This window comes from Microbacterium jejuense, assembly GCF_039544225.1.
Lineage (GTDB): Bacteria > Actinomycetota > Actinomycetes > Actinomycetales > Microbacteriaceae > Microbacterium > Microbacterium jejuense.
Genome location: NZ_BAABLG010000012.1, coordinates 271,315 through 284,206 on the forward strand (window position 1 = coordinate 271,315; position 12,892 = coordinate 284,206).

The 12,892-nt window shown below is 70.9% G+C and carries 11 protein-coding genes; 8 read left to right on the forward strand and 3 right to left on the reverse strand.

The genetic code is table 11. From position 1 onward, the window contains the following. Positions 1-2: 2 nt before the first annotated feature. Complete coding sequence (locus tag ABEA46_RS18700) at positions 3-284, forward strand: helix-turn-helix domain-containing protein (RefSeq protein WP_345546710.1); 282 nt, start codon at positions 3-5, stop codon at positions 282-284. Positions 285-318: 34 nt separating this feature from the next. Here the strand turns inward: ABEA46_RS18700 and ABEA46_RS18705 are convergent, their stop codons facing one another. Then, the gene (locus ABEA46_RS18705; RefSeq protein ID WP_345546711.1) at positions 319-927 is read right to left on the reverse strand and encodes a hypothetical protein; all 609 of its coding nucleotides are present in this window, start codon (positions 925-927) and stop codon (positions 319-321) included. A gap of 132 nt (positions 928-1,059) precedes the next feature. Between ABEA46_RS18705 and ABEA46_RS18710 the strand changes: the two genes are divergently transcribed. Next, positions 1,060-1,506 carry an Rv3235 family protein gene (locus ABEA46_RS18710; RefSeq protein ID WP_345546712.1) on the forward strand — a complete coding sequence of 149 codons (447 nt, stop codon included), beginning with the start codon at positions 1,060-1,062 and terminating at the stop codon, positions 1,504-1,506. 118 nt (positions 1,507-1,624) lie between these two features. Here ABEA46_RS18710 and ABEA46_RS18715 read toward each other — a convergent pair whose 3' ends face one another. Next, on the reverse strand, positions 1,625-2,851 hold the full coding sequence (locus tag ABEA46_RS18715) for a pyridoxal phosphate-dependent aminotransferase (RefSeq protein WP_345546714.1): 1,227 nt from the start codon (positions 2,849-2,851) through the stop codon (positions 1,625-1,627). A gap of 87 nt (positions 2,852-2,938) precedes the next feature. Next, positions 2,939-5,773 (reverse strand): preprotein translocase subunit SecA, encoded by a 2,835-nt coding sequence (gene secA, locus ABEA46_RS18720; protein ID WP_345546716.1) that lies wholly within the window; start codon positions 5,771-5,773, stop codon positions 2,939-2,941. 202 nt (positions 5,774-5,975) lie between these two features. On the opposite strand from secA, the gene ABEA46_RS18725 reads away from it, so the two are divergent. From ABEA46_RS18725 to ABEA46_RS18750, 6 genes are all read left to right on the forward strand, one after another. Next, positions 5,976-8,417 carry a cellulase family glycosylhydrolase gene (locus ABEA46_RS18725; protein WP_345546718.1) on the forward strand — a complete coding sequence of 814 codons (2,442 nt, stop codon included), beginning with the start codon at positions 5,976-5,978 and terminating at the stop codon, positions 8,415-8,417. A 114-nt stretch (positions 8,418-8,531) separates the two neighbouring features. Continuing rightward, positions 8,532-9,461 carry an efflux RND transporter periplasmic adaptor subunit gene (locus ABEA46_RS18730; RefSeq protein WP_345546720.1) on the forward strand — a complete coding sequence of 310 codons (930 nt, stop codon included), beginning with the start codon at positions 8,532-8,534 and terminating at the stop codon, positions 9,459-9,461. After that, entirely contained in the window at positions 9,458-10,312 is an 855-nt protein-coding gene (locus ABEA46_RS18735) for an ABC transporter ATP-binding protein (protein WP_345546721.1), read from the forward strand. Before ABEA46_RS18730 ends, ABEA46_RS18735 begins: the two co-directional genes overlap by 4 nt. Beyond that, positions 10,309-11,520 carry an ABC transporter permease gene (locus ABEA46_RS18740; RefSeq protein WP_345546722.1) on the forward strand — a complete coding sequence of 404 codons (1,212 nt, stop codon included), beginning with the start codon at positions 10,309-10,311 and terminating at the stop codon, positions 11,518-11,520. Before ABEA46_RS18735 ends, ABEA46_RS18740 begins: the two co-directional genes overlap by 4 nt. A gap of 54 nt (positions 11,521-11,574) precedes the next feature. Further along, positions 11,575-12,174 (forward strand): PadR family transcriptional regulator, encoded by a 600-nt coding sequence (locus ABEA46_RS18745; RefSeq protein WP_345546723.1) that lies wholly within the window; start codon positions 11,575-11,577, stop codon positions 12,172-12,174. Beyond that, positions 12,171-12,890 carry an ABC transporter ATP-binding protein gene (locus ABEA46_RS18750; protein ID WP_345546725.1) on the forward strand — a complete coding sequence of 240 codons (720 nt, stop codon included), beginning with the start codon at positions 12,171-12,173 and terminating at the stop codon, positions 12,888-12,890. The genes ABEA46_RS18745 and ABEA46_RS18750 overlap by 4 nt, the downstream gene beginning before the upstream one ends. Positions 12,891-12,892 lie beyond the last annotated feature (2 nt).

Sequence of the window (12,892 nt, forward strand, 5' to 3'; positions counted from 1 at the left end):
GCATGTCAGATGACCCGACGTCCGACGTGCGCCTTCTCGCCCCCGCCCAGGTGGGCGAGGTGCTCGGCGTCTCGGTCGACGAGGTCATGGCGCTCGTGCTCGAAGGCCGCCTGCGCGGCGTGCGCGTCGGCTCGCCGGCACGCTGGCGCGTCGATGCCGCGAGCGTCACCGACTACCTGGACGATCAGGCAGAAGAGGCCCGCCGCATGGCGCTGTGGCACCAGTCGCAGACCGCGAGCTTCCCCGAGCTGTGGGGCAGCGGGATCATCCGCAACGGCGACTGAGTCCGAGGCGGCAGGGCCGTCGTGACGCGCCGGCTCACGGCAGCGTCGGCGCCTCGTCGGCACGCAGCCACGCGATCGACGCGAACGGCACCAGACGGTAGCCGCTCACCGCGTCCGCACGGCGCGGCGCCCCGGGGTCGTGCAGCGCGAGGTCGAGGTGGTCCGCGCCGGCTCGGTCGATCGTGCCGGTGAGGACCCGGCCGGTCGTCAGCTGCACCGAAACGCCCGCCCGGCGGCGCACCAGGTCACGCAGTACGAACCCGAAGGTGAGGCGCTCGGCCAGCGGCGACCGGGACGGGGCGGGCCGTGCGGTGCGCAGCAGATCGGCGTGCGGCATCCCGACCGCCACGATCCCGGCGAACGGCGCGACGACCGCGCCCGCCGGCCCGTCAGCGGGGGCGAGGGCGACCCAGTCCGCGCCGACCCCGGTCACCGTCGCCCGCAGGGTTGTGCCGTCTACGAGATCGAAGGATGCCGTCGCCAGAGCGGCGCCGTCGCGCCCGGCGAGCAGCGTCAGGCGTTCGGAGAGGAGGACGCGGGAGAGCCGCAGGCGTTCGGCCTCGGTGTCGAGCGCGGCGCGTTCGGCCTCCCATTCGGAGGCGAGCTGATCCTCGAGATCGTCGAAGAAGCGGTCCCAGCGCACGTGGCGAGCGTAGGGCAAATCGCCTCTGACCAGCCTCGAGTTATCCACAGCTTTTGACGATCGGGTTTTCCTGAGAGTTGCCCGTGTGTTGTACTAGCCCCCAGACATCCCCCACTGTCGAGATAGGCACCCATGGCAACGACGCCCGCGGGCACCGCCCGCGCACTCCCCCACGCCCATACGTCGCGCAGCGCGCAGCTCTCCGAGTTCTTCGCGCCGCAGCGCACGCCCTCCACCGAGCTCCCCTCGCCCACGCACTTCCTGCACAATCTGGCACTCGGCGTGCTCGAGGTCTTCGCGGGAGTACGCGAGGTCGAGCAGCTCGCGCGCTGGCTGACCGAGGACGCGTACCGCAAGCTCGTGGTCCGCACGAACCTCGCGACCCGGGCCCGCAACGCACGCGGCATGGCCGCACGACGGCCCGTCCACACCGTCGTCTCGGTGCACGAGTCGTCGCCGGCCGACGGCATCGTCGAAGCCGTCGTCGTGGTCCGCGGCCCTGCCCGCACCCGCGCACTCGCGGTGCGGCTCGAGGGCCGCGACGGGCGCTGGCGCGCCACGTCGCTCGCGCTCCTCTGACCCCGATCCGCGGCGGGCGGGCCGGTCCCGACGATGTGACCGGCCCGGCCGTCAGCGCTTGCGCGCCCGACGCAGGGCGAAGTGGATGCCGCGGCCCGTGGCGGCGGCATCCACCCGACTACTGCTTGTACGACGACAGGAAGTTGCCCAGGCGCTCGATCGCCTCGGTGAGCACGCGCGCCTCGGGGAGCGTGACGATGCGCAGGTGATCGGGGGTCGGCCAGTTGAAGCCGGTCCCCTGAACCAGGAGGACATGCTCGGCGACGAGGAAGTCATACACGAGCTTGCCGTCGTCGTGGATCTCGTACACCTCCGGGTCGAGACGGGGGAACGCGTAGAGCGCGCCCTGCGGCTTCAGGCAGCTGACGCCCGGGATGCGCTCGAGAGCCTCCCAGGCGGCATCCCGCTGCTCGAGGAGTCGGCCCTCGGGGGCGATGAGCGCGTCGATCGACTGCACGCCCGACAGCGCGGCCTGCACGGCGTGCTGGGCGGGGACGTTGGGGCACAGTCGCGTCGACGCGAGGAGCTGGATGCCCTCGAGGAACCCCGCGGCGTGGGACTTGGGGCCGGTGATCACGAGCCAGCCCGAACGGTAGCCCGCGACGCGGTAGGTCTTCGAGAGTCCGTTGAAAGTCAGGCACAGCAGGTCGGGCGCGAGCGTGGCCAGCGGGATGTGCTGCGCATCGTCGTACAGGATGCGGTCGTAGATCTCGTCCGAGAGCAGCAGCAGCGAGTTCTCGCGGGCGATCTCGACGATCCCCTGCAGCACCTCGCGGGAGTAGACAGCGCCCGTCGGGTTGTTGGGGTTGATCACGACGATCGCCTTCGTACGCGGCGTGACCTTGGCACGTATGTCGTCGAGGCTCGGCTGCCAGCCGTCGTCGGGGTCGCAGCGGTAGTGCACCGGGGTGCCGCCGGCGAGGCTGGTCATGGCGGTCCAGAGGGGGTAGTCGGGCGCCGGGATCAGCACCTCGTCGCCCTCGTCGAGGAGCGCCTGCATCGTCATCGTGATGAGCTCGGACACCCCGTTGCCGAGGTACACGTCATCGGGGTCGAACTGCGGGAAGCCGGGCACCTCTTCGTAGCGCGACACCACGGCGCGCCGCGCGGACATGATGCCCTTGCTGTCGCTGTAGCCGTGCGCGTGCGGGACGGCCTCGATCATGTCGCGGACGATCTGGAAGGGCGCCTCGAACCCGAACACTGCCGGATTGCCGGTGTTGAGCTTGAGGATCGTGTGCCCGTCGTTCTCCAGCCGGTCGGCCTCGGCCAGGGCTGCTCCGCGGATCTCGTAGAGAACGTTCTGGAGCTTGCTCGACTGGTCGAGGGGGCGGAGGCGATTCATCGCATCAGGATATCCGCGGCCGCGCAGTGCCAATGAACCAGACGTGGCCCGCGACCGTCCGGTCGCGGGCCACGTCTGTCGAAGGTCCTACTTCTTGCGCTGCTCGGCGGCGCGGCGCTGGGCGCGGTTGAGTGGCGCCTGCTCGGGTGCGGCCGCGTCGGTCTTCTGTCCGAAGGCGCCGCGGGGCGCCTCGGCGGCGGGCTCGGCCTGCGGCTGCGCGGGCGTCGCGGCGGCTGCGGCGGCCGCCTGACGCAGCCGCGTCGCCGCCTGCTGCACCTGGCCGCGCTCGTTGCGCACCTCGACCTCGCCGGCGTCGTTGGACGCGGTGTACTGCAGGCGCTGCGCGTCGACCGACGGCGCGGACGACAGGCCCTTCGCCTCGACCTGCGTGACCTGCTCGGCGTCGCCCTCGCCCTGACGGCGCACCTCGACCTCGAGGTTGTAGAGGTAGCCGACCGACTCCTCCTTGATCTGCCCCATCATCGCCTGGAACATCTGGTACCCCTCGCGCTGGTACTCGATGAGAGGGTCGCGCTGGGCCATCGCGCGCAGGCCGATGCCGTCCTTCAGGTAGTCCATCTCGTACAGGTGGTCGCGCCAGCGGCGATCGAGCACCTGCAGCACCACGCGGCGCTCCAGCTCGCGGGTCGCGGCCTCGCCGAGCGTGGTCTGGCGCTTCTCGTACGCGATGCGCGCGTCCGAGAGGATCTCGCGCTTGAGGCCGTCGGCGGTGATGCCGCCCTTGCGGCCGGATGCCTCGGCCACGACCTCGTCGATCGTGACCCCCACCGGGTACAGGGTCTTCAGCTCGGTCCACAGCGAGTCGAAGTCCCAGCTCTCGTTGTGACCGGAACCGGTGTGGTCGTCGATGACGGCGCCGATCGCGTCCTCGATGAAGTGCTGGACCCGGTCGGCGATGTCGTCGCCCTGCAGGATGTGGCGGCGGTCGGAGTAGATCGCCTCGCGCTGACGGTTGAGGACGTCGTCGTACTTGAGGACGTTCTTGCGGATCTCGGCGTTGCGGGCCTCGACCTGGCTCTGCGCGGACTTGATCGCGCGCGTCACCATGCCGGATTCGATCGCGACGTCGTCGGGGAAGTTCGTGCGGGCGATGATCGCCTCGGCGGCGCCCGACTGGAACAGGCGCATCAGGTCGTCGGTGAGCGACAGGTAGAAGCGGCTCTCGCCGGGGTCGCCCTGACGGCCCGAGCGACCGCGCAGCTGGTTGTCGATGCGACGCGACTCGTGGCGCTCGGTGCCGAGCACGTACAGACCGCCGGCCTCGACGACCTTCGTCGCCTCGCCCGCGACACGGTCGCGCATGGCCTGGTAGACCGCATCCCACTCGGCCTCGTACTCGTCGGGCGTCTCGACCGGGTCGAGCCCCTTCGTCTTCAACTCCTGCACGGCGAGGAACTCGGCGTTGCCGCCGAGCATGATGTCAGTGCCTCGACCGGCCATGTTCGTGGCGACCGTGACGGCGCCCAGGCGTCCGGCGCGAGCGACGATCTCAGCCTCGCGCGCGTGGTTCTTCGCGTTGAGGACCTCGTGCTTGATGCCCTTCTTGGCGAGCAGGCGCGACAGGTATTCGCTCTTCTCGACACTCACCGTGCCGACGAGCACCGGCTGGCCGGACTCGTGGCGGTGGGCGATGTCTTCGACGACCTGCGCGAACTTCGCGGTCTCGTTCTTGTAGACGAGGTCGGACTGGTCCTTGCGGATCATCGGCTTGTTCGTCGGGATCGGCACGACGCCGAGCTGGTAGGTCGACATGAACTCGGCCGCCTCGGTCTCGGCGGTACCGGTCATGCCGGCGAGCTTGTCGTACAGGCGGAAGTAGTTCTGCAGCGTGACGGTGGCCAGCGTCTGGTTCTCGGCCTTGACCGGCACCGCCTCTTTGGCCTCGATGGCCTGGTGGATGCCCTCGTTGTAGCGGCGGCCGACCAGGATGCGGCCGGTGTGCTCGTCGACGATCATGACCTCGTCGTTCATGACGACGTAGTCGGTGTCGCGCTTGAACAGCGCGAGCGCCTTGATCGAGTTGTTGAGGAACGAGATGAGGGGCGTGTTGGCCGACTCGTACAGGTTGTCGATGCCGAGGTAGTCCTCGACCTTCTCGATGCCGGGCTCGAGCACGCCGATGGTGCGCTTCTTCTCGTCGACCTCGTAGTCGACGCCCGATTCGAGGGTCTTGGCGATCTTCGCGAACTCGACGAACCAGCGGTTCGCCTCGCCCGACGACGGACCCGAGATGATGAGCGGCGTACGGGCCTCGTCGATGAGGATCGAGTCGACCTCGTCGACGATCGCGTAGAAGTGACCGCGCTGCACGAGGTCCTCCTTGCGCCACGCCATGTTGTCGCGCAGGTAGTCGAAGCCGAACTCGTTGTTGGTGCCGTACGTGATGTCGGCGTTGTACTGCTCGCGACGCACCTCGGGCGTCTGGCCGGCGACGATGGTGCCGGTGGTCATGCCCAGTGCGCGATAGATGCGTCCCATCAGCTCGGACTGGTACGACGCGAGGAAGTCGTTGACCGTGACGACGTGCACGCCCTCGCCGGCGATCGCGTTGAGGTAGACCGGGAACGCTCCGGTGAGCGTCTTGCCCTCACCGGTCTTCATCTCGGCGATGTTGCCGAGGTGGAGGGCCGCGCCGCCCATGATCTGCACGTCGTAGGCCCGCTGGCCGAGGGTGCGCTTGGCCGCCTCGCGCACCGCGGCGAACGCCTCGGGCATCAGCTGGTCGAGTGTCTCGCCGGCCTGGTAGCGAGCGCGGAGCTCCGCGGTCTCGCCTCGCAGTTCCTCGTCGGTGAGGTGGGCGTAGTCCTCTTCGAGGGCGCCGACGGCCTTGACGACCTGCTGGAGCCGGCGGAGGACACGGCCCTCACCGGCACGAAGCAGTTTCTCGAGGGGGTTGGCCACGGAGTGTCTCCATCTTCAGGGGAAGTCGGGTGCGGCGCGCTGGCGCCGGTGCCACCCAGGCCCCCAGGGCCCAGGCATACCTGCCTATGTTATCCACCCGTGACCTTGGTGTGCGCTGGGTGTGCAGTCCGACCGCCCGTCAGGTGAGACGATGCTCTTCCCTCGGGACTCACCCCCGGATCCCCGACACGATGGAGTGTTCATGCGCCGGCTCCGCCGTCCGATCGTCGCCGTGCTCGCGGCATCCCTTCTCGTCGTCGTCCAGGCGATCGCCGATCCGACGGGGCTGCTCGCCCTCGTCGGCTGGCCCGGCGGCGCCCTGCAGGCGGGCCTGGTGTGGCCGCTCGCGCCGTACGCCGTGTTCGTGCCGGTGCTGCTCGGCGTGGTGTGGTGGGCGGCGGTGCGCGCGGGCGAGCGGTTCTGGACGATGTTCGCCGGCGTCGTGCTCGCGGTGCTGCTCGCCCAGGCCGCGTCGCCCTTCGTGATGGTGTGGGATGCCGCCACCGCCGCCTGGGCGGCGGGCTATGTGACGGCGAAGGCCCTGCCGGCCGCGGCGATCGTGGCGGCGGCGACCCGCTGGCTGGGCGGCCGCTCGACCAGGCCGACGTACGCGCGGGGCGGCGTGTGGCCGGCGGCGATCGCGTTCGGCGCGCTGGCCCCGGTGGCCGCAGGCTCGTGGTGGACCGGTGCCGCGTACGCGCCGCTCGTGCCGGCGCCCCGCCCGGAACGCGGACTGCTCTCGGTGGCCGTCGCCGTGGCGCTCCTGATCGGCGCCGCATGGCTGTGCCTGCGGTGGATGCGCCGGCGCGTGCCCGGCGTGCTCGGGGTCTGGCTGGGCGTGCTCGCCGGCGGCGCCCTGTTCGGACTCGTGCAGGCGGCCGTCGGCTTCGTCGTCGACGAGGGCCTCGCCGGCGACCTCTGGCCGCTCATGGCCGCGTATGTGCACGTGGCCGACGGCCTGTCGTTCGCCGCGTGCGTGGGCTGGATGCCCGCCGTGCTCGCCGTCGTCGTCGATCGGCTGCGCCGCCCGCGTCCGGTGACGACGGACGCAGAGGCGGTCCCCGCGTCTTCTCCAGACGCCGCTGACGCGCCGCCCGGAGCCTCCGGGCGCGTGGGCCCGGCCGCACCCCGGCGTTCCTGGCCGATCGCGGCGGTCGCCCTGGCCTCGGTCGTGGTGGCGGCGCTGATCGTCACGCCGGTCGTCCTGACCGGCGGCGGGGTGGCCGAGGACCGCGCGGCGGCGGCGGCGGAGGCGTCCATCCCCGAAGGGTTCCTGCGGGCGGACGGCGACCGCATCACCGACGGCGAGGGGCACGACGTGCTGCTGCGCGGGGTGAACGTCAACCAGCTCGTGGACTTCTACCAGCCGCGCGCCGAGGTTCCCGCGACGCGGCCGCTGACCGAGGACGACTTCGCCGGCATGGCGGAGTACGGGTTCGACGTCGTGCGCCTGGGCATCTCGTGGTCGACGCTCGAACCGACGCGGGGCGAGCTCGACACCGGCTATCTCAGGCGGATCGATCAGGCTGTCGAATGGGCGAAGGACCACGGCATCCGCACGGTGATCGACCTGCACCAGGACGGCTGGTCCAACGCCGCGACCGCCGAGGGCACCGTGTGCCGGCCGGGAACGGACCCGATGTGGGGGTACGACGGCGCCCCGGGGTGGGCGACGATCACCGACGACGCGCCGCGGTGCGCGTTCACCGGCCGCGACATCTCCCCCGCCGGCGACCGTGCGTTCCAGCACTTCTGGTTCGACACCGACGGCATCCAGACCGCGCTCGTGCGCACGTGGGGCGAGCTCGCCGGGCGCTACGCCGACGAGCCCGCGGTCGCGGGCTTCGACCTGATGAACGAGCCCGGCTTCGGCGAGACCGCGCCGGTGACGACCTCGCTGCTGCTCGGCCGCTACTACGACCGCGCGATCCAGGCGATCCGTGACGCCGGCGCCCCGCAGATCGTGTTCATCGAGCCGAGCATCCTGTGGTCGGGGCTCGGAATCGACAGCGGGCCGTCGCTCGGATTCACCGACGACGCGAACATCGTGTTCTCGCCGCATCTGTACGCCGAGTCGATCACGATGGACCACTCGCTGGGCCTGCCCACGATCGTCGGCACGGCACGCCAGCTCGACCTCGCCGCCCGCGTGGCCGAGGCCTACGGCGTGCCGCTGTGGTCGGGCGAGTACGGTTACTGGGGCGACGAGGCATCCATCGCCGAGCACATCGGCCGCTACGCCGACGCCGAGGACGCCCATCGGCTCGGCAGCGCCTACTGGGTCTGGAAGCAGTCGTGCGGCGACCCGCAGAACGGCATCGGCGACGTCGGCCTGGGGCTCGTGCCCGAGGACTGCGCGACCGGCCAGGACGGCCCGCGCAACGAGCCGCTGCTCGCGGTCCTGAGCCGGGCGTACCCGCAGGCCTCGCCCGGGCGCCTCACGAGTCTTCAGGCCGACGGGTCCGCCCTCGCGATGACCGGCACTGTCGACGCTGCGACGTGCGGGCTCGACGTGTGGATCCCCGGCGAGGCCGAACCGGAGCCGCGGATGGAGGGGCTCACCGATGTCGAGCTGCGCAAGGTCGACGGCGGCTGGCACGTGACCGCGTGCGCCGAGGGCGACTACTCCTTCACCACGGACTGAGTCGGCCTCCGCTCTGCGACACGCGAGGCGGCGGCATCCCTCGGGAGTTTTCCGAGTATGTATATACTCGGCGACTACATACTCGGTATATACCCCGACGGAGAGGTACGACACATGGTGGTCTGGCGTCGATGGATCTTCCCGATCCTCATGGTGCTCATTCTGGGGGCGGCCTCGCTCGCCCTGGTGAAGATCGCGTTCTTCCCGGATCAGGCACCCGCCGCGGCTCTGGAGCCGAACGCGCAGATCGCCGACCCGGTCGTCGCCGTCGAGCGCGGCGAGATCGTCAACGCACTGAGCCTCACCGGGACGATCGCCCGGGATGCCGCCTATCCGGTCCGCTCGGCGGTCGATGGGCTGGTCACCTCGGTCGACGTCAGCGAGGGGCAGTCGGTCGTCGCCGGCCAGAAGCTCTTCACCGTGAAGCAGAGCGACCCGGTGAAGAACATCGACGTCCTCGCGCCGGAAGCCGGCGACGTCACCGAGCTCGCGGTCGTGGTCGGCCAGCCCTCGTCGATCGGCGGGGAGCTCGTCACCCTGACTCCCGCGCGCTACCACGTGCAGGCGACGGTCGACCCCGTGCAGCTGTACCGTCTGCAGGGCGCCCCGACCGAGGCGGCCGTGACGATCCAGGGGGGGCCTGCGCCGTTCACGTGCACCGGGCTCAAGGTCGCCGTCGCCGAGGACGGCACCACGACTGTCACGTGCGCCGTCCCCGCCGACCAGACCGTGTTCGCAGGCCTGCAGGCGCAGCTCGACATCGACCTCGGCACCGTCAGCGACGTGCTCGTGGTGCCGACCACCGCCGTCAAGGGCGGGGCGGGCACGGGCGTCGTGTGGGTGGATGCCGGCACCGGCGAGCTCGAAGAGCGCGATGTGACCCTCGGCGTGAGCGACGGCAGCATCGTCGAGGTCACCGCGGGTGTGGACGAGGGCGAGCAGGTGCGCCAGTACGTGCCCGGCATCGCCGCAGGCAACGAGCCGCAGTGCTACGACGACGGCATGGGCGGGCAGTACTGCGAGCCGGCGGGATGGAACTGGTGAGCCTGGTCCGTCTCGAAGGGGTCGCGAAGCACGTGATCCTGCCCGACGACTCGCGCCTGGACATCCTGCGCGACATCGAGCTCGCCATCGCCGCCGGCGACCACGTCGCCATCGTCGGACGCAGCGGCTCGGGCAAGTCGACGCTGCTCAATCTCATGGGCATGCTCGACCGGCCGTCCGAGGGCGCGGTGTGGTTCCGCGGCGAGCCCGTGCGCAAGATGCGCCGCGGCAAGCTCGACAAGCTGCGCGGGCGCAACGTCGGCTTCGTGTTCCAGCAGTTCAATCTGCTGGCCGGCCGCACAGCACTGGAGAACGTGGCCATGCCGCTGGGCTATGCGTCCGGGCGCGCGTTCTGGAACCGCAACCGCACCGCCACCGCGATGCTCGAGCGCGTCGGCCTCGGCCATCGCATCGACTCGACGCCCGAGCAGCTGTCGGGCGGCGAGCAGCAGCGCGTCGCGATCGCCCGGGCTCTCGTGCGCCGCCCCGCGCTGATCCTCGCCGATGAGCCCACGGGCGCCCTCGACGTCGAGACGGGCGGGAGCGTCATGGAGCTGCTCGATGAGATCGCGTCCGAGGCCGAGGCCGCTCTCGTCACGATCACGCACGACCTGCACGTGGCCGCCCGCGCGCGGCGCCACTACCGGCTCGAGGCGGGCGTGCTGACGCCCTTCGATCTGACCGCGCCCGACGCGGGGGCCGCGGCCGCGGCCGCGTACGACCGGGTTGAGCTGGCTCCCGAACTGGCCGAGAGCGTCGCGCCGGCGGCATCCGCTCCCCCGGCATCGTCCGAAGAAGTCGTCGCACCCGAAGACGAGACCCGACCCGAGACGGTCGAGGTGGCCTCGTGACCGGCTTCATCGGCGCCCTCGGCGAGGCCTGGTCGGAACTGCGCCACCACAAGCTGCGCGTGCTGCTGAGCCTCATCGGCATCGCGGTGTCGGTGGGGGCGCTCACGGCCGTGGTCGCGCTGAGCGAGTACCAGCAGCAGCAGATGGCCGAGCAGTCCGACCAGAGCGGCGGGCGCCCGGCGACAGTGTCGATCAACGCGATGCGCACGGACGGCGCGCCCATGGACTGGGCCGGATTCGACGCGCACGTGCAGAGCGTGTCGGAGCGGTACTCGTTCTCGTATCTGACCCGCATCGTCAACCCGGTCATGGTGCAGGTGCAGACTCCCGAGCAGGTGCAGACGCTCAATGTGCGCCTCGTGGACCCCGCGTACCCGATCATCCACCGCACGCCCCTGCTCGAGGGCCGGTGGTTCCAGGAATCCGACGCCGAGCTGCTCGCGCCGCCCGTCGTGATCACCGAGGCGCTGTGGGACCTCTACGGCCGTCCCGATCTCGCGGCCGGGTTCTCGCTCCCGCTGCTGGGCGACGTCGCCGGTTCGTACCCGGTGATCGGAGTGACCCCGCGCACGAACGACGGCGACACCGAGAAGCTCGCGACGATGCTGTTCGACGCCTACTCCGCGCGGGTCGACCAGCTCCCGGCCGACGCGATGATGACGTGGGAGGTCTGGGTGCCCGAGGACGGCGTCGCCGACGTCGGTCCGGTGCTCGCGATGGACCTGCGGGCCGGCGTCGACAAGGGCACCGAGATCAACGTGTCCCGCACCGACTGGGCCTCGCGTCCCGAGTCGAAGAGCTCGGCCGCGATGTTCGAGATGATCACGGGCGCGATCGCCGGTCTCGTGCTGCTGCTCGGAGGCCTGGGTCTCGTCAACATCCAGCTCGTCGCGATGCGTCAGCGCATCCGCGAGATCGGCGTGCGACGCAGCTTCGGCGCCACCGGCAGCCGCGTCTTCACCTCCGTCCTGCTCGAGAGCGTCGTGGCGACGGCTGTGGCAGGAGTGATCGGCATCGCCATCGCCGTAGCGATCCTGAAGGCGCCGTTCGTGCTGACGATGTTCCAGGGCATGCAGGACATCCCGCCGTTCCCCATGCGCGCCGCCGTCACGGGGCTCGTCGCCGCGGTCGCGATCGGCGCCCTCGCCGGTTTCATCCCGGCACTGATGGCGGTGAGGTCCAACGTCATAGACGCGCTCCGCTTCTGACACGCCCCGCGCCCCAGCCCGAGCGCGGTCACCCTCCACCCCGAAGGAGATCCCATGTCCGTCCGTCAGAGCCTGCTGGCCATCCTCGACCAGGGTCCGTGCTACGGGTACCAGCTGCGCGCCGAGTTCGACCGCCGCACCGGTTCCACCTGGCCGCTCAACGTCGGCCAGATCTACAACACCCTGGACCGCCTGGAGCGCGACGGCCTCGTCGAGAAGGGCGACGTCGACGACCACGGCCATGTGTACTGGCAGATCACCGACGCCGGCCGCGACGAGGTCCGCTCGTGGCTGCGATCCCCGGTCGAGCGCAGCCACGGTACGCGCGACGAGCTGGCCATCAAGCTGGCCGTCGCGGCGACCCTTCCGGGGGTGGAGGTGTCGGACATCATCCAGGCGCAGCGGCGGTCGTCGCTGGCGCAGCTTCAGGAGCTGAATCGTGCGAAGTATGCGGGCGACAACCCCGACGGTCCCGAGGAGCTCGCGTGGTCGCTCGTGGTGGACTCGATGATCTTCGCCGCCGAGGCGGAGGTGCGCTGGCTCGACCACTCCGAGCAGCGCCTGGCGCTGCATCCCGATCACGCCATGGCGCTCGCACTGTCGACCGAGAAGCCCAAGCGCGGCCGGCCCGCGCGGGTCGAGGCGAGCGCATGACCGACACCGTGCTGCGCCTCATCTGGGTGACGCAGCAGTACGGTGTCGGCGCGACAGCTGTCTCGGCGCTGTCGGGCGTCGACCTCGAGGTGCGCCGCGGCGAGCTCGTCGCCGTGATGGGACCCTCCGGGTCGGGCAAGTCCACGCTGCTGTCGATCGCGGGCGGCCTGGCCATCCCGACCACCGGCGAGGTCGTCGTCGAGGGCGCGTACCTCAGCGAGCAGTCCCCGAAGCAGCTGGCGCGGCTGCGGCGGCGGTCGCTCGGCTTCGTGTTCCAGGACTTCAACCTCATCCCCACGCTGACGGCGCTCGAGAACGTGACGCTGCCGCTGGAGCTCGACGGGTACCGCTCACGGGTCGCGCAGCGTGCCGGGCGCGAGGCGCTGGCCTCGGTCGGCCTCGAGGCGAAGGCGCACTCCTACCCCGACGACCTCTCCGGCGGCCAGCAGCAGCGCGTCGCGATCGCACGCGCCGTCGTCGGCGGGCGCCGCCTGATCCTCGCCGACGAGCCGACCGGAGCGCTCGACTCGGTCACCGGAGAGCTCGTGCTGAAGATGCTGCGGGCGCGGGTGGATGCCGGTGCCGCCGGCATCCTCGTCACCCATGAGGCGCGCCACGCGGCGTTCGCCGACCGCATCGTGTTCCTCCGCGACGGGCGCATGGTCGACCAGACCCGCCGCGACGGCGCCGAGACCCTGCTGTCCGCCGTGCGATGACC